Below are 21,063 nucleotides of genomic sequence, written 5' to 3'. Positions count from 1 at the left end.
ACAACAGTGTTGTGTCCTTTGCCTAGGGTAATCTCAATCTTCGCTAACAGCCAAACCAGAAACCACAGGGGCGATCGCATTTAACTTCAAAACAGGGTGATCCCCTTCCACCTGTCGGCAATTCCACTCATTTCTAAACAGCAAAACTGGCCTTCCCCAAGTATCTTTCACCGTCACCGTATTAAACAGCCGCCCAACTTTTTCCAGCGCCTCCCAACCGCCGTCAACCCAACGAGCTACACTGTAAGGCAACATATCGATCGTCGTTTCCACATTATATTCCGACTGCATTCTGAACTGCACCACCTCAAATTGCAACTGTCCGACTGCCGCCAAAATTGGCTCGCGTTTCGACTCATCAACCGAGTACATAATTTGCACTGCGCCTTCTTCCTGCAACTCCGAAACGCCCTTGCGGAACTGCTTAAACTTAGAAGGATTGGGATTTCTCAAAAAAGCAAAAAGTTCGGGAGAAAAACAGGGAATCCCTTCATATTCCAGTTTTTGCCCGGTGTAAATAGTATCCCCGATCGCAAATACCCCCGGATTGTTCAAACCGATCACGTCGCCCGGATACGCAACCTCGATCGACTCCCGATCCTGAGCAAATAACTTTTGAGGCCTTGACAAACGCACCGTTTTACCAGTCCGAGCGTGAGTCACGTTCATGTCCTTTTCAAACTTGCCCGTACAAACCCGAATAAACGCCACCCGATCGCGGTGTCTCGGGTCCATATTCGCTTGCAATTTAAACACAAACCCCGTAAAATCTTCATAAGTTGGTGGCAAATCTCCGGCGCTGCTCTTGCGGGCGATCGGCTTCATAGCGTAATCTAAAAACGCATCTAAAAACAATTCGACCCCAAAATTGCTCATCGCGCTGCCAAAGAAAACAGGCGTCATTTTGCCAGCCCGAACTAAATCTAAATCGAGTTCAGTTCCCAACTCATCCAGCAGTTCTAACTCTTCTTTGAGCTGATAGTAAAGGTCTTGTTCCAACAAATCTTCAATGCGCGGATCGCCCAATTCGATGACGGTATCAACAGCAGCGCGAGAACCGTGTTTAGTCCGCTCGAATAAGTGAATTTTGCGCCCTCTGCGATCGAAAACACCTTTAAAGCGATCGCCCGTACCTATGGGCCAATTTACCGGATAAGTCTGCAACCCCAATTCCTTCTCAATTTCGTCCAACAAATCCAAAGGTTCTCTGCTAGGGCGATCGAGCTTATTAAAGAAAGTAAAAATAGGCAAACTTCGCAGCTTACAAACTTCAAATAACTTGCGAGTTTGCGGTTCCAAACCCTTAGCAGCATCCTCAAGCATCACCGCATTGTCAGCCGCCGCCAGAGTGCGATAAGTATCTTCGCTAAAATCTTGGTGTCCCGGAGTATCGAGCAGATTAATGTGATAATTTTGATACTCAAACTGCAAAACAGTAGAAGTAATAGAAATTCCCCGCTGCTGTTCCATCGCCATCCAGTCAGAAGTAGCGTGTCGCTGAGCCCGCCGCGCTTTGACAGAACCTGCTTCGTGAATTGCACCTCCGTACAGCAGCAGCTTTTCTGTCAAAGTAGTTTTCCCCGCGTCGGGGTGCGAGATAATAGCAAAGTTGCGCCGGCGCTCAACAGCAGTTAGCAGTTCAGTTTCGAGTTCAGTTGTCATTACAAATTAGGTAGGGGAATCATCACCCGATCGCCATTATAGCCTGTGCTAGAGTGGCTATTAAAGGTAAAATTATCAGTAAAGTCAAGGAAGAAAAGTAATATGTACGACTCCGACAAGCGGAAGCTGCTATCACTGGTGTGTCACGGGGCAATTTTTTTCAGTACGTTAGTGTTCTCGATCGGAGCGCCGATCGCTGTATTGTTAGTATCAGATGACCCAGTGGTCAAAGAAAACGCCACAGAAGCGATCAATTTTCACCTTAATGTATGGCTGTACAGCACCGTGATTGTGGTGTTAACTGTCGTCACTTTCGGTCTGGCCGGCTTTATCCTGGTTCCCCTAGGTTATCTGCTGCATTGGGGACTGACAATAATGGCTATCCTCCACGTTTTGCAAGATCCTAACCAACCTTACCGCTACCCTTTTATTTTCCGAATAGTTTAGACAGTAAATCGCGCTTTAGCATCGATTTCAACAACCCGATTTCTTGATGAAAGCGGGTTTTTAATTGTTTTATAGCAGAAGGAAGAAGAGAAATGGAAGTCGGAAAAAGGAACAGGTAATAATAGCAATGGTTTCAGCGCTCGAAAATGTCCTAACCGTCGGGCGCGGTTGCTATATAAACTTGCGAAAAAATCATCGTAAGGTGCGCCGAATAGTACCCTACATTTAAAAGTTGTGCGTAATATCAAATCCGTTAGCTTCGGAATGATATAAACGGAGGACACGGCAGTGCCGTGTCCCTACAATTAATGGGTAGGGACACGGCACTGCCGTGTCCTCGGTATCATTCCGATGCAACCGGAAACGATATAAATCCCGAGTTTTTGAAACGCAATGCCCAATGCCCAATGCCCAATGCCCAATGCCCAATGCCCAATTCCCAATTCCCATTCCTAACTTTCATCGCATTTCAGCAACTCTCGCAGTCTCTGTCGGCGGCATAACCACCTCTTTAGCATTCAACTTTTGATTCAACTCGCGAATCCGGCGCGACAGCAAGCGAATAATATTAACAGCAATTCCCGGCGTTTCATCAATAGCATCATAGAGCTGCATTTGAGTCAGCATCAAACACTCAGATTGTTCGACAGTGGAAATAGAAGCCGATCGAGGTTCCGCATCAAACAGCGACATTTCCCCGAAACAAGCCCCCGCTTTCAACTGTGCCAAATCCCGATCGCCTATATGAACCCGCACCGTTCCCGATACCAAAATATAGAGCGATCGACCTTCTTGTCCTTCCGTAAAAATCCTGTGCTTGGAAGGAAACGAAAGTTCATCCATTACCGATGCTAGACGCACGAGAAAATCATCCCGCAGTTCCTTAAAAATCGGAACTTCCCTGACAAACAATAGGCGTTCGACGCTAGTTAACATAATGCGATGCAGTGATTAATTTAAAGGGGAAGGGGAAGGGGAAGGGGAAGAAAAACTGTTAACTGTTAACTGTTGACTGTTAACTGTTAACTGTTGACTGTTAACTGTTGACTGACAACTGACAACTGACAACTGACAACTGACAACTTACTAATGTTACCTTTTTCCCCCAGCACCCAACTCTGCCATCATCTCTTCAACTTGAGCTGATACCAAATTATCGGGGTCATCTTGCAGCCTCGGCAACAATTCAAGCAAAGCCCGAGGCGAGGCTATTTTCAAATAGGCTAACACTGCTTCGCGGACAAACCCCGTCGGGTGTTGCAGGCAGACGAGAGTTTGTTGAGCGGTAAGGCTCCAGCGCGCTTCCCTAGCAAAGTGAAAGCAGCAGGCCAAAGCCCAATCCGAAAGGAAGTGGCGCAATTCTAGCAAGCGGCGCAAACGATCGCTAGGGGCTAGAGGTTTGTAAACCATCAATTCGGAGAGGTTGCTCAATTTTTCTCTTTCCGAGTGCTGATCGAACAAATTGAGGAGCGATCGCTTCTTAGCTATATCCACAGTATTGTCGAGAATCTCCAATCCCCTAGCCACCAAAGAAGGTTGACCCGAAGCGATGTTAAAAGCAGCGGCTTGTACAGTGTCCAGCGGATAAAGAAACTTCATCAGCAAAAAACACCGCTCCGTAGCATCAGCTTCCAACCCCATCAGAGCCCGCTGCAACAATTGAGCCGTATCGTTTCCAGGTGCTCCGGTGCTGGTGGCATCTCGATCGGAGAAATTGCCGTAGGTTGTCACCCCAGACAAATCTACCAGACCTGCATAAATTTGACCGATAAACATTAACTCCTGTTCGATGAGAGTTTCCAAGCCGCTGCGGCCGATGCGGTCTAGAATTCCTTCTATCCCCGCTTCCGAAGGCATTTTCAACAGGATGCGGAGGATATTGCGCCTCGTAGTTCCCCAAGCCGTCATCAGATTGCTGACCAAAATGTCGATCGCCTCCACAGTCCCAATTTGACCCAGAGCCGTCCAAGCTTGCAACCTGACCAAATCCGGCTTGTGGATGTCCTCAGCCAAATACACGAGCAAAGGAATGGCGTCGTTGTGAAGTTTGACTATAGCCTGCAAAGCCGCTTCCCTAGTCGATTTGTAACCGAGTCCGCGCAGCAGCGAAGGATAATATTCTTCCGAATGAGTAGACGAAATCACGTCTAACAGAGCGCAGCGCACTCGCAGAGATTCATCTTGCAACAGATTGGGGATGTACAGCCGCAGCCCTTGCAAATAATCAGCTTCTCCCAGAGCCCGCGTCCCCATAACGCGTTCCCGCTCTTGCTTGTGCGTCAGCATTTGCCGCAGCGTGTTAGTAGCCTCTGCCTTTTGCTGGCGATCGCCCCTTCTCATAATTAAAGCAGCAGCCGTACCCCGTACCACCGGATCGACGATCGGCTGCAAGTAAGGCCGCAAGCTATCGATATTCGGTTCAGCTTCCGTCAGCCAGATGTAGCGCAAAGCCAAGGCCAGCACCTCCGGCGGCAAGGATTGCTCCGAGAGTGCGCGGACAGCTTCTAAATATGCGGGATTCGGGTGTTGCAGCATAGTTTCCAAGCTCTGGCGCTGCAAAACTGCCGGCAGCGAATCCAGGATGGGAGCCAGAACTTCTCCGACATTTTTGGGGTCAATTTGAGTCAGGAGTTCGATGCAAGCGCGCTTTTCATCTTCGCCCCCCGGCTTTTGTAGAGTTTCCACCACTGCGCGCTTGAGAGCTTTGAGGTCAACGTCGGTGACGCCCAAGCGTCCGCGTTCCGCACTTTTGACCAACAAACCCACGTATTGAGAGCGGATCAGCCACACCACAAACACCCACACCAGCGCCAATATTACGATCGCCCCAATAAATACCAAGCTTTGCTGGTCGTGAAATGCCTTTTCGTTTTGGTGGGGGAGTATCTTGTCTGTCACCCACAGCATAATCAGGATGCCGACTCCTGTAGCTCCGCAGGACAAAGGTTCGCCCACACCGTTGACCAGAGTTTGAATGCCCGATCGAATATTGTCGGGAATCGGTTGGAATAAAACCGGGCTAACGGTTTCCAACAGCGTGTAGTGCAGCAGTTCGTCTAAAAATCTCAGCAATATCAGTCCGATGAACACAGATACTAGCTGGCCGAGGGATGCTCCTATGGTCAGCACCCCGAGTATCGCGATACCGGCCGGCAAAATCACCGCCGTCACGAATACACCGATTCTTTCTACCAACCGGCTCGAAGCGAACCACTGAGTCGCCACTTGAAACAGGCCTTGTATGCCTTCGTAAATGCCCAGGAAGCTAGCTATCCAGCTCGCACCGTCCCCCGGGTTTTGGTATTCTAGCTGGCTGTAGAATTGGAAATCTACCAGGACATAGAGGACTTCTGCGAGGACGAAGAAACTGACTAGAGGTACGGCGTATTTTTGCAGCGGGCCTGTAACTTTGCGGGCGGTAAATTCTTGTTGGTCCTCGTCTTCGTCGTCATCCGTCCAGTGAGCTGTTTCCGGGAATGCTTGGCGGTATTTTTCCGTGAGGTAGTACAGCAACACCGAGCCTGTCGCCACCATCAACCCCGATATCAGGGTAACGTTTTTGAGTCCGACTACGTGCAGCAAAACAGGGAGAGAAAATCCGCTGACTACTCCAGCTACTAGATAGCCGCTGCTGACTAGCGGATAGGTGCGCTTGATTTCTCTAATATTAAACAGTTGGTTGGAAGTGATGGAAGTGTTGAGATCGTTCAAGACATAGCAAGCTTCCACCCACAGCCACATCAAAAAAATAGTAATAAAAGCGATGCTGATGCCAGCTATCTTAGTATTTTCGTAGCCGATGCCGAATCGAAACAAAAATAGCGGTACCGACATCATTCCCAGAACAACTACGACGGTGCGCCTCAGCGGCAGAATTTTTTGCAGCCACGAGTAGACAAATCCCAAGCCAGAACCGATAAACGCGCTGGCTATGTAGATAAAGGGCATTTTGTCGGCACCGTACTCGTCTAAAAACAGACCTACCGTGCTGAGTTCCAGCCAGATCAGCCCGACGGAGGTTAGAGTGTAGACGAGGAACATCAGTACGGTTCGCTCTACTTCTTCCGATCGCAGGTTGAGCGATCGCAGCACTCCTTGTCTTACTCCCGCCGAACCGCTGATTTGAAAATTGTCCATGCAGCGTTGATTTCCCTGTGTGGTAGCTTATTCCTGACGAACGAGAGGAAGTCATCAGCTATCAGTCACCAGTTTATGACTGATGACTGATAGCTGATGACTATTTATACTTTCTTCGGCGACAGCAGCATCATCATACTGCGTCCTTCTTTTTTCGGGGCTTGCTGCACTTCTGCGATTTCCTGCAAATCTGTGGCCATGCGCTTGAGCAAGTCCTCTGCTAGGTTGCTGTGTTGGATTTCCCGACCTCTGAACATGATCGTGGCTTTTACTTTGTCCCCGGATTTGATAAAGCGGTCTGCTAGTTTGAGGCGCACTTGGTAGTCGTGTTCTTCAATTTTGTAGCGCATCTTCACTTCCTTGACGTCAGCAGTGTGCTGCTTCCGCTTAGCTTCTCGCGCTTTCTTTTCCTGCTCGAATTTGTACTTCCCGTAGTCCATTACCCGGCATACGGGCGGGTCAGCTTTGTCGCTGACAAGTACGAGGTCGAGTTCTTTTTCTTCTGCAACGCGCAGCGCTTCAGCAGGCGTCAATATCCCAAGTTGCGCGCCGTCGGTATCGATCACCCGGATTTTGGGGTATCGAATGTTTTCGTTGATCTGGGGTAGGTTGCGATTTTGTCTTCTTTCAATCACAGGCATGAATGGTTTTACAAGCAGTAGTTTAATGGTGAAGCTTCTTGATAGTTACAGGTTTGACCGACCAATATTTCACTTGTCCGATCGAACTGTTTTGTAAGGTGTTACCCTTACCGGACGTACTACCGCGCCTTGTCTCCCTTCAGCTTCATCGTTGGGGAATATTTGGACGATCGTAAATGAATTCTTACAATACTTGCTATTCTACTCAGTCTGGCTGAGTTTCTGCGTAGTTTTATTTTAACTTCACACACGATCGCCCGCCAAGAAAGCCCGCCCGACGACAAAACGGTCCAAAATTCATGCTCAATGGTTAAGGATGAGGTAAAACGGCTTTTGCTACCCCAGAAAGCCCCGTCTGGCAAGTCCCCCAAGTCGCCTGATTTGCCTTGTAGAATTAGTATAAGCAAGTGTAAATTTATGTTGCGAACTGAGGCAAAATTGACAAATTCTCTGCAATGGCACCAACGGGTGGGAAGCCAACGAGACTGGATGTGGCGGGGTTGGCAAACTCGCTACACTTATTTGCGGCCGAATAGGGTACGAAAGGGCGGCGCGATCGAATTTCAAGATTCTGCGGCCGAACCTATTGCCCCGCGCGCATCGGGAACGCCAATTATTTTACTGCACGGGTTTGGAGCTTCGATCGGCCACTGGCGGCAAAATCTCGCCCCACTCGCCGAAAACCACACGGTTTACGCTTTGGATTTGTTGGGGTTTGGCGCTTCCCAAAAAGCTCCGGTCAACTATTCTGTGTCTTTGTGGGTCGATCAAGTTTATGATTTTTGGTTGACTTTTATCAGAAAGCCCGTGGTATTGGCAGGAAACTCGATCGGTTCGCTGATTTGTCTGGCCGCCGCGGCTGCTCACCCGGACATGGTGGCCGGCACGGTGATGATTAGCCTCCCAGACCCCTCTGTGCGAGCCGAAGCCGTGCCCGGATGGCTGCTCCCGGCGGTTCTCGCGGTTGAAAATTTGTTTGTTTCCCCGATCGTACTCAGGCCTCTGTTTTATTTTGCCCGCAAGCCTTCCTTTGTCCGCCGCTGGGTTGCCTTTGCCTACGCCAACCCCGAAGCTGTTACCGACGAATTAGTGGAAATTCTAGCAGGGCCTGCGACCGATCGGGGAGCCGGCCGCGCCTTCTGCGCTTTATTTAAAGCTGTCGGCAGCGCACAAGTCGGTTCCGGTGTCAAGAGTGTGATGCGAAATTTAACAATCCCGATGCTGTTAATTTGGGGCAAACAAGACCGGATGATTCCCCCTCGGTTCGCCCGCCCCCACCAATTTGTCGAATGCAATCCCAATTGTGTAGAGCTAGTTGAGTTAGACAATGCGGGCCACTGTCCCCAGGATGAATGCCCGGAACAAGTAAATGAAGCAATTTTGAACTGGTTGGGCCGGAATTTTGCACCTGTGGGCGAGAGCGAATTGCAGCGCTGTTGATTAGACACGGGGCGGTGCGTTGCTGACAAAAATAACTTGCGGGTATCGATCCCGCTCAAAAATAAAGTTGTTAGAATTCGATCGCACCGGTGGTATGGTATTACAAAACTCTTGAACTAACCTAAACAACTTTTGTACTCTGTGCGACTTTTGCGAGAAAGTAAGTCTCCGTCTTTCTGTGATGTCATGTATCTACTTTTATTTAGGGTCGCTTTTTTCAAAAAGTCAGAGATTGACACAATCACCAAGGTAGTGTATCTTCTCTAACTGGTAGTACACATACAAGTTATGCAGTTAGTCGAAAGGCAAGTCATCAAACCAAATCACAGGTTTTATCCAGAAGCCGATCGATTGTCTTTGCTGTCTGTAAAAACTTTACAACTGCGATAACTATATCTACCTAGGGTCAAAAATCTACGGTCAAAACTTTTTCCCAGGTCAACCAACCAATGCTCTGGCTGTCGATCGTACACTCAAAAAGAGTTTTAATGACAAAGCATTGCCCGCTCTCGGAAACACAAAACACTCTCCGGTTACTGCAGACAGCATGGACTAGCTACCATAGTGTCACATTGGCGGGCGCGATCGCTCAACTAAGTTTCAAGCAGCCCAGAAAATCCCTGACTATAAAAAATCCAGAAAAAAAGAGAGCAGGGGCGCTATGTACTTGTATTTAACTCTCAAGCTGTCAGCAAAAACGCTTGTCCAAAAGAATATGCCAGTTTGTCTGGGACTAATATTTGGCAGCCCTCAAAAGTCACGTCAATCTTGGAAATCCGGATTGTTTCCGAGATAGGTTGTTAAGTAATCGAGGTGGTATATGAAAAGTTAGAACAAAACCTAACTGTCAAGCGGATTATTACCCTTGCCGTAACGAGCTTCGCCAATATTAAAGAGCGCTCAAACCTCTCCCTTGAAGCTCCGTAAAATTCTACCTTCTAACTCGTACCTTCTAGCTTATTGAAACACCTTGTTTCTTGCTCATAAAAATAAATACCTTCCCTTGTACCAACAATCTTTCAGTCAGCTTATAACCGATCGCCCCCAAGTATACGGGCAAGTTCAAAAATGCCAGAATCTGGCATTTTGGAGCCTGTTAGCGCATAAAAAAGTCAATTTAGCCAACAACTGACGGTCGGAAGCCCCCGGTCGGCTGGCGGCTAACTGCTGAAAGCCGATCGAGCAAGCAGCGCCCTTCCAGCTTTTGGCAGTAACGCAAACGAGGAAAAAACTGTCGTGAAATTCCACTGGCTACTACCGAGTTTCTTAAGTGTATTTTTGCTCGCCGGAGCCGCCGAAGCAGCGAGACTGCAATCTTGGCGGTTTGATGCTTCAGAGAACCGGCTCTACATTAAAACAGACGGGGGAGTGCAACCCAAGGCTCAACTGATTTTCAACCCCACGCGGTTGGTAATCGACTTGCCGGGGACAAGTCTGGGTCGTCCCTCGGTCAGCAAACCGCTCTCAGGGGCGATCGAATCGGTGCGGGTAGGGCAGTTTGACGACGATACGACCAGAATTGTGGTCGAGATCAGAGACGGGTTTACTCTAGACCCCCAGCAAGTAAAATTCCGGGGGATTTCTCCGAGCGAGTGGACAGTGGATTTGCCGGCGCCGGTGCGGGGAGAAACTCAAAATCCGATTTCAGAGCCTGGGGGAGAAAGGTTATCGGTTGAACCTTCGGCACCCCAAGCCCAGTTGGCCGAGGCGACGGTAGTTCAGAGCGTTCAGGTGACGGCGGACGGTTTGTTAGTCCGCACTGCGGGCGGCAGCCCCCAAATTAATTTTCAACAAAGTCGGGCCGGGGACATCGCCACTCTCGATATAGAAGGAGCTACTTTAGCTCCTGGCCTCAGCAGCCAACAGCCTCAAACGAACGGCAAGCACGGGGTTGACAAGATTGAAGTCCGGCAACTGCCAACAGACCCGCCCGTTACCCGCGTGACTTTGCGGATGAAGAATTCTAATACTCAGTGGCGGGCCTCTGCGAGCAATTTGGGCGGGGTTGTGCTATTGCCAGGGGGCGCGAGGCAGCCAGCCCCGAGCCGCCCCCTACCTGTAGCTGTTCCTGAGAGACAAGCTCAAGGAAATTTAGCGAGAGTTCAGTCAATTGATTTAAGCAGTAACGGCACGCAACTGGTGGTGAGAACTGACCGCCAAGTCTCTTATACCAGCGGGTGGGATCAGGCTTCGAGAGCTTACTGGATCAGAATCGCCTCTAGTTCCCTGGCGGGGCAAATTCCTCAGCTCGATGCCAACAGTCCTGTATCGTTTACGGCCAGCCAAGAAGACGCGGAGACTGTGGTGATTTGGGTGCAGCCGCGATCGGGGGTAGAGGTAGGCAGGGTGACGAGACCGAGCCAGCAGTTGCTGTCTTTGCAGTTGCGATCGAATGCTAGCGCGCAGCAGCCTTTGACTCGCACTCCCAATTTGCAGCCTTTGCCGACAAGGACTGTCGGGGCGGGCGATTTGCCCCAAGTTTCTAACCGCCGCGTTGTGGTAGCGATCGATCCCGGCCACGGCGGCCGCGATCCGGGGGCAGTGGGGATTCAGGGCATTCAGGAGAAGGAGATTGTTTTGGATATCTCGTTTCAGGTGGCGAGGCTGCTGGAACAGCAGGGGGTGCAGGCGGTGATGACTCGGACTGACGACAGCGAAATCGACCTGGAACCGAGAGTTTCTTTGGCGGAACGGGTGAATGCTACTTTGTTTGTCAGCATTCACGCTAATTCGATTAATATGAGTCGGCCGGATGTGAGCGGGATTGAGACTTATTATTTCGGTAGCGGGGAAGATTTGGCCCGAGTGATTCACGGCAGTGTTTTGCAGGGGACGGGGGCGGATGACCGCCGGGTGCGTCAGGCGAGATTTTACGTTTTGAGGAAGACTTCTATGCCTTCTGTTTTGGTGGAGGTGGGTTTTGTCACGGGTGCCGAGGATGCTGCTAGGCTTTCTGACCCAGCTTACCGCAGTCAAATGGCGGCTTCGATCGCTCGCGGCATTTTGCTTTATCTTCAACAAAGATAATATTCGGGCATTGGGCATTGGGCATTGGGCATCGGGCATGGGGCATTGGGCATCGGTAACTAATGACAACAGCCAACAGCTAACAGTGAACAGTGAACAGTCAACAGTTAACAGTCAACAGTTAACAGTCAACAGTTAACAGTCAACAGACAACTAACTATTAACAAATGACAACAGACTCTAGACAACAAAGAATCGGTATTTTTGACAGCGGCGTGGGCGGTTTGACTGTTTTGACCCAGTTGTATCGACAATTGCCCAACGAATCGATACTTTATTTTGGAGATACGGCGAGGCTGCCTTACGGCACTCGCGCGGCGTCGGAAATTGTGCATTTTGTCCGCGAAATTATGGCCTGGCTGATGGAACAGGATGTGAAAATGGTCATTATGGCCTGCAACACCAGTTCTGCTTTGGCGATGGAGATGGTGCAGGCTGAGTTTGATATTCCGGTGCTGGGAGTAATTCTGCCGGGGGCGCAGGCTGCGGTGCAGCAAGGCAAGCGGATCGGGGTCATCGCAACTCCTGCTACGGCTGCTAGCAATGCTTATCGAAATGCGATTTTGGAAATGGACGATTCTTGTCGGGTTTGGCAGGTTAGCTGTCCGGCTTTTGTGCCGCTGGTGGAGCAAAACCGGATTCACGATCCTTATACTTCTGAGGTGGCGCGGGAATATTTGGCTCCTTTGATTCAGCAGCGCATCGATACGCTGATTTATGGCTGCACTCATTATCCGCTGTTGGCTCCGGTACTGCGCTCGCTTTTGCCTGCTGGGGTGATATCGATCGATCCTGCGGTGCGGGTGGTGGCTGCTGCTGCTAGAGAATTGGAGATTTTGGGGCTGCGGAATGCTGGTGCTGCGCTGCCGACTCGTTTTTGCGTCAGCGGCCCGCCGCAGCAGTTTGCGGACTTGTCGGTGCAGTGGCTCGGCTGCACTCCTGCGGTTGAGAAAATATCTCTGCCGGCGGTTGTACGATCGCCCGTATCCCTGGAATCTGTCGAATAAGCCGGAAAATTTATCGGTTGTTCGAGCGACGAACAAATCTTACCCCCCACATCCCAGGCTCTTCGGGATCTGGGGGGTTTAATTATTGCGATCGAACCTAGCAATTAGACATCAATTTGTAATAAAATGCAACAAAAGCTTTGATTAACAATGCAAATAATGTCCTGTATCTGCTGGATCTCTTCAGCCTTGAACCATGTCACCCTATGTATCGCAAGCAGTTTTACTTGTAGACGGCTATAACATGATTGGACTTTGGCCTCGACTCCGAGAGAAGCGCGATCGCGACGAACTCGAAACAGCTCGCCGCGAGTTAATAGAGATTTTAGTTAACTACAGCGCCGTTCAAGATTTTGAGGCCAGACTCGTGTTTGACGCGCACTATCGGGATACTCCCAGCGTTAAAGAAATTATTACTAAAAATTTATCGGTGCACTACACTGACTTCGGTCAGACTGCAGATACTTATATTGAAAAATCTTGTGCTAGTTTGCGGTACGAGTTGCGATCGCGATCGGGCAAAGGCCGCATGATTGTAGCTACCTCAGACCGAGCGCAGCAATTGACCGTAGTCGGCTACGGTGCCGAATGGATGTCCGCCGAACAACTAGCGGCTGATGTAGAATCCACCGCCCGCCGCAGCGAGCGCCGGCACAAATCTCGCAAACACAATTCCAGTCGCTTTCTCGCCAGTTCCCTCGATCCAGAATCCCAGCAGCGCCTCGCCAAGTTGAGAATGGGACTGCATTAGCTGCTGAAACCCGGTTGCTGTACGACAAAAAAAAAGTTTATCAAAGGCCTTGCCAAATCCTGTAAGTTCAGCTATTGTTAGTAAATGTGGGTAACAAAAACCCCCAATCCTCGGTAGCTCAGTGGCAGAGCGGTCGGCTGTAATGAATGCAAGCCTTTGGCATCAACCAAAAGCCCTAGTGACATAGCAGCTCTATCCGGTAACGGATACTGAAAAATCGGGTGAATTCAAGGAAACCGCAGCACTTCGGGTGGCGGCAATCTTGAGCCAAGTCTGGCGAAAGGCAGCGGTTGCGATCGCAAGTAGCCAGGAAGGTGCAGAGACTAGAGATGAGGAGCCTAACCAATAAATCTCATAGCGCCCGACATCCGACGACAGATCACAAACATGATTTGTAGGGATGATGAAATAGTCCGCGCCCTTCGGAAACGTTGGGATAAGTGTAACCGATTGGTCGTAGGTTCAAATCCTACCCGGGGAGTTAGTAAAAGTCTGAAGTTGGAATTTTCCAGCTTCAGATTTTTGGTTTTTATTTTCAGATATATTTTTCTATAATGTAGATGCAAACACTTTAGCTGTATCATGAGCTATCCCGACATCATCACCATAGAGCTGGATAAGCGTGGTGGCAAGCCCTGTATTCGTCGGATGCGGATTACGGTTTACGACGTTCTTGGCTGGCTTCTGGAATGTCTATGGCTGAGATTATTGACGACTTCCCAGAACTGACAGAAACAGACATTAGAGCCTGTCTAGAGTTTGTGGCCGATCGCGATCGTCGTTTAGTTGCTTCGGTGAGTGCGCCTTGAAACTCCTATTCTATCAAATCCCAAGAGTTGGACTTCTATTTTGCCATTGAACCCACTTCCCGCATCCTCAACTGTGGTAATTAAAGTGAGTAGTTCTACTTGTTTGAATTTTTGAGATTGCTTTCGTTACGTTTCTTTGAGGGTGAGCGTCTTTTGGATTTAGATTGAGATTTGCTCTCTTCGGCTTCCTCTTGAGGTCGATCGAGTATTGGCGAAGTGGTTTGCTCATTATTGCTTGCTGGTGTATCAATTTCTTGTAATTTTCCATTTTCTGGAGAGCTTGTTGTTATAGTTTCTGAAATTAGTTTTTGTATGTGTGGATTTAGCTGAAATGTGCTATTGTCTTGAAGCACCTTCATCCGCTCTTGAGCTTGATGTAGGGCAGAGCTAGGCACCTTAATCTGCTCGATCAATTGTTGTACAGAGTTGGGTTTGACAATATAATCAACTGCCTTAATCTGCTCGATATATTGTTGTAGAGCGCTGGGCTTGACAATATAATCGACTGCCTTAATCTGCTCGATATATTGTTGTACAGAGTTGGGTTTGACAATTTGATCGACTGCCTTAATCTGCTCGCTCAATTGTTGTACATAGTTAAGTTTGACAATTTGATCGACTGCCTTAATCTGTTCGATATATTGTTGTACAGAGTTGGGTTTGACAATTTGATCGACAGCTTGTCTTAAAGTGTCGTTATCCTGCTCATCAACTAACTCAATATCAGCAATCGCATTTGTTTCTTCGATAGATTTTGGGTCAATCTCAACCATTAATTTATCCTTAGCTATTTGAAGAAAATCTTGAGTTTGATACATCCAAAAAGGCTGGTGTACATACTCATTAAATTCGCGCCTTAGCTCAATGTGCGGAGAAATTATTTTGTTATTTTTCTTGAGCCACCAATCTTCTTTCTTTTCTCCAGTTACGAAAATAATTGGTTGAGATTCTTTTTTGGCAAATTCTAATATTTGCTTCCACAAGATAAAGTCTCCATACTTCCGTTCATCCTCCTTTTCTTTAGCATCCATAAAACCAGGAGGCTTCTCTCGTTTATACCTATCATCAGCTTCCTTGTACAAAATTGGCAACATTTGTTCATTAAAGGGTTCTCCTACTTTTGAATCAAACAATAAAAGAAGGTTCTCTAGAATGCTGTCTTTCTCTGAATGCAGTGAAGAATGATCGCTAGTAATTTGTTCTATTTTTTCTCGAAAAGCTTTCTCCACAGCATCAACTGCATCAAGATAGTGTTTTTGATCGCCAAACAAAAAATCTACCTCAGCAGATACTATCCTTCCTGTTTGCCTAAGAGAACCCCGAAGACTATTAAAGTTCTGTTGTTCTGATTTCCATTTTTCAATTACCGATAGAGCTTTTTGAAAAGATTCTACTTCAGAAGCAATTATCTCTTCTCGGCGCCTCAAAAATTCATCTGCTACTTGGTAAGGCAACCAAATTCTGTTCTTAATTTGTTGTAGTATGTTTAGAAAATTCTCTGCCGTAGAATGCGATACTCGATATAGGTCGAGGAGGAAATTTGTATCAAAGACAAAAGTAGCATCCTCCCACAGCCTTGAAAAATCAGCCTCAGATGGGGGAAGCCTCCAAAAGAACAAGTTTCTCATGTGATTTTAATTTATGTATCAACTCTTATGAAGTAGATCGAATTATTTCAGAAAATGGGATTAATGCCTAATTTTTGTCTTAAGCAGGCTAAGTTATAATTGTATCTCAGATGCGGTAAAATATCTTGTTTAACCTCAAAATAACTAGCGTTTTGTCCGCACCCGTTTATTCATCGTAAGGTGCATCAGAAACGAGATTTTCTAGTTCGTCAACTATTTGGCTGACGCACCCTACGGAATACTAAACATCGCGTTCTGTGCGTACCCATTTGGTTTGCCGCTTCAGGAGAAAACCCAGATACAAAGGAATTTTCCACAGGATGTAAAAAGGTACGGATAAAAGAGTTGCACCGGAAATGTCGTCACGCCCGAATTTTGCCCAAGCGCTGACAATTGAAACTAAAATTAGCAGTCCTTGTACAGCTAACAATATCGCAGGAATCGGGGATGTTCCGATAATTGTTGCTAGTATGGATGCTGCAAAAGCGGCTAGCCAAATAGCAACTAAAAGCGATAGGGGAGGGACGGATAAGTCAAGGGCGATCGCCAATAAGTCAAAACGTTGTTGCTCGACAGAAGCTGTTGCCAGCCGGGGAGTTTGAGTTAACAATGTCTGCAAGTGACCGTGTTCCCATCTGGTTCTTTGACTTTTAGCTGCTTGCTGCTGCTGCGGCAAACACCCGGTGACTTTGGCATCGGGGCAGAATACGGTTGGGTGTCCGGCGATCGCCAAATCCAAACTCATTTGCATATCTTCAACGATATTGCTGCTAGCTAAAGAAACTTCTCGAATGATTAACCAGGGAAAAGCCATGCCGGTACCTGTTAGCAATGATGGGAGTCCCAAATTTCTTAATCCGCTGGGCCGGACTAAATTTTTAACTAAAAATGCTAAAGCAGAAATCGAATCTTTCGGGGTAGGATTGGGCGGCTGTTCCATTAAATAAGTTGCTTGCACCGGTCTTTGTTCGGCAATTGCCACCCGGGCTAATTTCTCTATTGCGTCTGGTCCGCAGATGCAGTCTGCGTCAACCATGATGACTACTTCTGGGGGGTCAGATTCGATCGACCGCAAGCCGAAATCCAGTGCGTATCCTTTGCCCTTGCGTTCTGTGTCTTGGCGCTCGATCGCACTTGCACCGCAGTTGCGGGCGATTTCTGGCGTGGCGTCCGTGCAGTTGTCAGCAATCACTAACAGGCGGTCTTGAGGTGTTAGCTGCGGCAATATGGTGGAGATTGTGGCGGCAATTCCTGCTGCTTCGTTGTAGGCGGGAATTAAAACTGCTACTTTGGGGCGGGGCGCTTTAGTTTCCGCTGTGGGGTTCTGGCCGGACAAGAAAGCTGCACTGCATTCTAGAAATAAAACTGCAACGGGAATTAGAAGGATCAGTGCGATCGCCAATAGCACAACATCAACAAATAGGAACGGTAGCTGATTAATTTGCACAATTCTAGTACCTTAATTTAATTTTATTTACTGCGGTCATTGAGTTCATTTAATCTTCTTATTGCACCTTTGTTAACTCAGTGCGCCACGCTATCTAAACTATCATATCATGTCCGGTAAAATAACCGTTATAACGTTTGTAGTGATGACTTAAGTCCTCATAAAACTACTAGGACTGCCGTCCTGACTACAAATTAATTTGATTGCGGTTGTGCAATAGCAAATAATATCATATCCTGTCGATTCTGACAATGTTAAGTAAATCAATTTAATTAAACCTCAAACAGACCGAAAATTGAGAAACCCGGTTTTTTTAGAAACCGGGTCTCTGGGTGTTATGTTTTTCATCAACTAAACACTTAGTCGATGTTTAACTCATTCATCCCCTGCGGGCTGCCAGTCAGGAAGCAATCTCCAAACTCAAAACTATTTTCAAGCTACGCTGCATCGCGGACAGCAACAGGTTGAGATTTTTTGGCGGTGAACTGTGCGGGGGGTGCAAATTCTCTGAGATATCTCGACACCGATCGCAAATATCCCACTTCTGCTTGAATAGAATCCAGCGTAGAAAGACTCTCAACTAAGTCATCAAATTCATCAGCAGTAACTCCAGCACTGTGCAACACTTCTTTATCAAGTCTGCCGTAAATTCCTTGCAGGAGGAGTTCGATAATCTGCCTGTAGTCAGCGATTTCAGTTCCGTAACCTTGCAATTTCTTCGGATGGATTCCCCACAGCAAAATCTTCAACAAGTCTTGGGGGAAACTCCACGCAAAAGAGGAAGCAATCACTTCTTTTTCCGCTGCCACAAGAGCGTGCTTGATTTGCACTTCCGGGAAATCTGGATCGACGATTAAGCTTTCCAGCTTCGACACTTGTTTATCTAACACGCGCAAAGAAAAAGGAGCTAATTCTACACTCACCATGTCGCCAGAATCGTCAACAATTCTAAAAGGATCTTCCAGAACATTAATTAGGAGGTGAATGTCTGTAGGTTGGCTCCAGTCAAACTGTCCGAGGAAAAACGGTTCTTCATATCCCGGCAAAAGTCCTTGAAAATAAATCGGCAGATTTTTGCCTGATTCTTGAATTTTATAAAGTGCGACTTCCAAGGTTTCTGTCGGCCAACCCAGATTGCGCACGGCGACAAATTTCAGTTTTCCGGGGACGGACACAACCAGTGAATTCAGCAATAAATGTACGGCTTCGACAAGATTTTGAGCGGTTACGTAGCGGTGGGGAGCATGAACGTTGACAGTTTTACCTTGCTGTACTTTTTTGGACATTTGCTCGCAGAACAAGCTATTTTCCAACATATGAGTAAAGCGAACCATCCCGTAAGTGACATCTCCTTCTTGAGCTGCTTTGGCAAATTGCCATTCAGCAAACTTCTTCGAGGCGGCGTAAACTTCGGTTGTAAAATATCGAGATGTTTTGCCTGTGGAAGAGAAGATGCAGTGTTCTACGCCGTATTCTTCGCAGAGTTGGATGATGTGTTTACATCCTAACAGGCTGGTTGTAACTGTTTCTCTGATTTTGATTTCAGCGAGTCCGGGTTGGCGTTGGGCTGCTAGGTGAAAAACGATGTCGGGTTTTTCTACCTCAAATATATGTTTCAGCGCCTCGAAGTTGCGAATGTCGGCGGCATAGAAAGTTACTGCACCTTCTCTGGTAAAAAGCGGGAGATTTTCTTCGGGGTTTTGACATCGGGCGTTGTCTGCGGAAATGATTTTAGTTGCGCCTAGTTCGAGGAGTTTGTCGATCAAGAAACTGCCGACGCATCCTTCTCCGCCGGTGATGAGGATGGTTTTTCTTTTAATTTTGCTGCTGACTTTGGCGGCGTACAGGTGAATGGTGCGATCGCGCACGTCGCTAAAAGGTTCGGTTTCTAATTGTCCGTCGGCTTGATAGGCCCTGATTAGCTGTGCGGTGAGAGTTTGTAAGGCTGCTAGGATTTCAGGCTCTTGCGGTTCGGGGGAACCCGGAGGAACTAGCTGCTGGATGCGATCGATTATTTCGGCTTTGCTGGCACTTTCAAACATTTCTGAGGGGGTAAATGCACTCTTCACTTTCTTGGCTCCTTTAATTTCTAGAAATGCGGTTGCTGATCGGCGAGTTGTTAAACAGATTTTCGAGGAACAGAATCTTTAAAAGTCTGCTTAGTTTTAGGATTTTTTAGACTGACAGCTACTTAATTGGAAAAACACGCGATCGGCTCTGCTACTAATTTGCTTGTATTAAGCCTACTTGTAGTTTTCTTAAGCGCTTTTTTGAACTGCTTACTTTGGCGATCGGCAAAGTCTGAACTTTTTCTCTCAAAAATTGGTCACTACAACTATAAACTTAAGTTGCTGGGTGTTGGCAATACTCAGCACGTATCTTTACTGTTTCTTTGCAATTACCTGCGAGTTTTCACGCAATTTTAAAGTTAATGTAAAGTAGGGTCGGCGTTTAAAAAACTTAACAATATACTTGACATTGATTCCCTAGCATTTTACTACTTAAGTAAAATGTATTGCTGGCTACTAAATATAGTGAAAATTTAAGTAAAGATACTTACAACAGCGCCCAATATTTCTGTCGGCCCAAAAGATTGCTACCCCATGGGTGGGGTAGTGCTGCTGTGCCTACCCCTGTATGTGTGCTGCTAGCGGGCGCGAACGCTGCGTTCTTTTTTGCTGCCTTCAAAGCCGCGAGCGTCCGCAGCATCGTAGCCTCCTGTCCGCAAGCGACGGTCTAAATCGCTGGCTTCGGGAGAAGTTTTTGTCGCTTCTTCGATCGTCACTCTGCCTTCAAGCACTAATTTATAAAGACCCTGGTTGATAATCTGCATTCCTTCGTAAGTATCATGTTCCATCAAACGGAAAGCTTCGTCATCAGCACCTTTCATCAAGTAATCGTGCATGGCAGGTGTATTCACCAAAATATCGTGAACTGCGACGCGGCGGTTGTCCACTGTTGGCAGCAAAAGTTGGGCAATTACCGCTACTAAAGAATCGCAAATTTGAATCCGCATCGCCTGTTGTTCCTCGGGCGGGTAGAGGTTCAACAACCGATTAAGAGCGTTAATGGCGCTGCGAGTGTGGAGAGTTCCCAATACTAAGTGACCAGTTTGAGCTGCTTGCAATGCTGTATTGATAGTAACGCGGTCGCGCATTTCCCCGATCAGAATTACATCCGGATCTTCCCGCAAAACTGCCCGCAAAGCCTGCTGAAACTCGTGGGTATGCAAGCCGACTTCCCGCTGGCTGACCAAGCATTTTTTAGAAGGGTGAATGAATTCAATCGGGTCTTCAATTGTAACTACGTGCTTTTGCTCCATCTGATTGAGGTGGTCGATCATCGCAGCTACGGTTGTCGATTTCCCCGAACCGGTAGGCCCCGTAACCAATATTAATCCCTGCGATCGCAAAATGATATTTTTGAAAACTTCTGGCAACCTCAAGGAATCGATAGTAGGTATTTCCAAACTGATCAACCGCAATACTAGGGCACCGCCGCTGAGGGAATCAAAACAGTTTAGCCGACACCGCACGAAGCCCGGGTAAAAAATTGCTGAATCTAATTCCTTGGTAGTTGCAAACTGTTTTCGCTGTTCGGGGGTGAGAATTTCGGCTAGGTAATGTTCAAAAATTTCTGGCGTTACTTTGGGGTGGGTAGTTGCTACTTGCATCACGCCCCGAATCCGAAATCTAGGTACTTGGCCGACTCGAATGTGAATGTCTGAAGCTCCTGCGCTATGGGCATCTCTGACCATTTGTTCGATCGTGCTCAGGGGTGTCTCGACAGGCCGCTGCTGCCGCTGCTGCTGCTGGGCAGGGGGGGGCGTACTCGGCGCGGGAGTTTGAGCCAAGGGCGGCGGCGGCGGCGGTGTTCGGCGGGCTTGAGCCTCTGGGCGAACGGGTGTAGGATTGTTTAATGGGTTCATTTTTGGGTCTCCAGTCAGTCTATTTTAGATTTGAGATTTGAGATTTACTCCACAGATTAATCTGGGAGCAGGAACTAGAGTCTAAAATTTGGGGATCGACCCTGACTCAGTGTCGGGGGCTTGTATCCGTTTTTGGGCG

13 protein-coding genes and 1 pseudogene are annotated in these 21,063 nt (G+C 47.7%); 6 read left to right on the top strand and 8 right to left on the bottom strand.

From position 1 onward, the window contains the following. Positions 1-33 precede the first annotated feature (33 nt). Positions 34-1,662 carry a peptide chain release factor 3 gene (gene prfC, locus QUA02_RS06800; RefSeq protein ID WP_333026233.1) on the bottom strand — a complete coding sequence of 543 codons (1,629 nt, stop codon included), beginning with the start codon at positions 1,660-1,662 and terminating at the stop codon, positions 34-36. A gap of 102 nt (positions 1,663-1,764) precedes the next feature. On the opposite strand from prfC, the gene QUA02_RS06795 reads away from it, so the two are divergent. Then, complete coding sequence (locus QUA02_RS06795) at positions 1,765-2,109, top strand: DUF4870 domain-containing protein (protein WP_265239581.1); 345 nt, start codon at positions 1,765-1,767, stop codon at positions 2,107-2,109. A 459-nt stretch (positions 2,110-2,568) separates the two neighbouring features. Here the strand turns inward: QUA02_RS06795 and QUA02_RS06790 are convergent, their stop codons facing one another. The 3 genes from QUA02_RS06790 to infC all read right to left on the bottom strand — a co-directional run bounded on the left by QUA02_RS06790 (position 2,569) and on the right by infC (position 6,887). Further along, the gene (locus tag QUA02_RS06790) at positions 2,569-3,045 is read right to left on the bottom strand and encodes a Crp/Fnr family transcriptional regulator (RefSeq protein ID WP_333026232.1); all 477 of its coding nucleotides are present in this window, start codon (positions 3,043-3,045) and stop codon (positions 2,569-2,571) included. A 156-nt stretch (positions 3,046-3,201) separates the two neighbouring features. Further along, positions 3,202-6,246, bottom strand: coding sequence for a HEAT repeat domain-containing protein (locus QUA02_RS06785; RefSeq protein ID WP_333026231.1), 3,045 nt, complete (start codon positions 6,244-6,246; stop codon positions 3,202-3,204). A gap of 104 nt (positions 6,247-6,350) precedes the next feature. Further along, positions 6,351-6,887 carry a translation initiation factor IF-3 gene (gene infC, locus QUA02_RS06780; protein ID WP_332984014.1) on the bottom strand — a complete coding sequence of 179 codons (537 nt, stop codon included), beginning with the start codon at positions 6,885-6,887 and terminating at the stop codon, positions 6,351-6,353. Positions 6,888-7,304: 417 nt separating this feature from the next. On the opposite strand from infC, the gene QUA02_RS06775 reads away from it, so the two are divergent. The 5 genes and pseudogenes from QUA02_RS06775 to QUA02_RS06755 all read left to right on the top strand — a co-directional run bounded on the left by QUA02_RS06775 (position 7,305) and on the right by QUA02_RS06755 (position 13,921). Further along, a complete protein-coding gene (locus tag QUA02_RS06775) occupies positions 7,305-8,327 on the top strand; it encodes an alpha/beta fold hydrolase (protein ID WP_333026230.1) in 1,023 nt (340 codons plus the stop codon). A 1,236-nt stretch (positions 8,328-9,563) separates the two neighbouring features. Further along, the gene (locus QUA02_RS06770; protein ID WP_333026229.1) at positions 9,564-11,354 is read left to right on the top strand and encodes an N-acetylmuramoyl-L-alanine amidase; all 1,791 of its coding nucleotides are present in this window, start codon (positions 9,564-9,566) and stop codon (positions 11,352-11,354) included. 167 nt (positions 11,355-11,521) lie between these two features. Then, positions 11,522-12,361, top strand: coding sequence for a glutamate racemase (murI, locus tag QUA02_RS06765; RefSeq protein WP_333026227.1), 840 nt, complete (start codon positions 11,522-11,524; stop codon positions 12,359-12,361). Between the two features lie 196 nt (positions 12,362-12,557). After that, positions 12,558-13,112, top strand: coding sequence for an NYN domain-containing protein (locus tag QUA02_RS06760; protein ID WP_333026225.1), 555 nt, complete (start codon positions 12,558-12,560; stop codon positions 13,110-13,112). Between the two features lie 582 nt (positions 13,113-13,694). Then, a pseudogene (locus tag QUA02_RS06755) lies at positions 13,695-13,921 on the top strand (DUF433 domain-containing protein). A 95-nt stretch (positions 13,922-14,016) separates the two neighbouring features. Here QUA02_RS06755 and QUA02_RS06750 read toward each other — a convergent pair. The 4 genes from QUA02_RS06750 to QUA02_RS06735 form a co-directional block, all read right to left on the bottom strand. After that, the gene (locus tag QUA02_RS06750; RefSeq protein WP_333026223.1) at positions 14,017-15,549 is read right to left on the bottom strand and encodes a PIN-like domain-containing protein; all 1,533 of its coding nucleotides are present in this window, start codon (positions 15,547-15,549) and stop codon (positions 14,017-14,019) included. Positions 15,550-15,790: 241 nt separating this feature from the next. After that, positions 15,791-16,996: a glycosyltransferase family 2 protein gene (locus QUA02_RS06745; RefSeq protein WP_333026222.1), complete on the bottom strand. Its 1,206-nt coding sequence runs from the start codon at positions 16,994-16,996 to the stop codon at positions 15,791-15,793. Between the two features lie 437 nt (positions 16,997-17,433). Next, positions 17,434-19,065 carry a polysaccharide biosynthesis protein gene (locus tag QUA02_RS06740; RefSeq protein ID WP_333026220.1) on the bottom strand — a complete coding sequence of 544 codons (1,632 nt, stop codon included), beginning with the start codon at positions 19,063-19,065 and terminating at the stop codon, positions 17,434-17,436. A 578-nt stretch (positions 19,066-19,643) separates the two neighbouring features. Next, the gene (locus QUA02_RS06735; RefSeq protein ID WP_333026218.1) at positions 19,644-20,924 is read right to left on the bottom strand and encodes a type IV pilus twitching motility protein PilT; all 1,281 of its coding nucleotides are present in this window, start codon (positions 20,922-20,924) and stop codon (positions 19,644-19,646) included. Positions 20,925-21,063 lie beyond the last annotated feature (139 nt).

Source organism: Microcoleus pseudofavosus SVA1_A4 (assembly GCF_036700565.1).
Taxonomy (GTDB): Bacteria; Cyanobacteriota; Cyanobacteriia; order Cyanobacteriales; family Microcoleaceae; genus Microcoleus.
Note: the sequence above shows the minus strand (reverse complement) of the source record. Positions and strands in the feature narration are given on the sequence as shown.

What these genes read in the sequence shown, in the direction of transcription:
- prfC (WP_333026233.1), bottom strand. Translation starts at nt 1,662, where the DNA reads ATGACAACTGAACTCGAAACTGAACTGCTAACTGCTGTTGAGCGCCGG.
- QUA02_RS06795 (WP_265239581.1), top strand. Translation starts at nt 1,765, where the DNA reads ATGTACGACTCCGACAAGCGGAAGCTGCTATCACTGGTGTGTCACGGG.
- QUA02_RS06790 (WP_333026232.1), bottom strand. Translation starts at nt 3,045, where the DNA reads ATGTTAACTAGCGTCGAACGCCTATTGTTTGTCAGGGAAGTTCCGATT.
- QUA02_RS06785 (WP_333026231.1), bottom strand. Translation starts at nt 6,246, where the DNA reads ATGGACAATTTTCAAATCAGCGGTTCGGCGGGAGTAAGACAAGGAGTG.
- infC (WP_332984014.1), bottom strand. Translation starts at nt 6,887, where the DNA reads ATGCCTGTGATTGAAAGAAGACAAAATCGCAACCTACCCCAGATCAAC.
- QUA02_RS06775 (WP_333026230.1), top strand. Translation starts at nt 7,305, where the DNA reads ATGTTGCGAACTGAGGCAAAATTGACAAATTCTCTGCAATGGCACCAA.
- murI (WP_333026227.1), top strand. Translation starts at nt 11,522, where the DNA reads ATGACAACAGACTCTAGACAACAAAGAATCGGTATTTTTGACAGCGGC.
- QUA02_RS06760 (WP_333026225.1), top strand. Translation starts at nt 12,558, where the DNA reads ATGTCACCCTATGTATCGCAAGCAGTTTTACTTGTAGACGGCTATAAC.
- QUA02_RS06750 (WP_333026223.1), bottom strand. Translation starts at nt 15,549, where the DNA reads ATGAGAAACTTGTTCTTTTGGAGGCTTCCCCCATCTGAGGCTGATTTT.
- QUA02_RS06735 (WP_333026218.1), bottom strand. Translation starts at nt 20,924, where the DNA reads ATGAACCCATTAAACAATCCTACACCCGTTCGCCCAGAGGCTCAAGCC.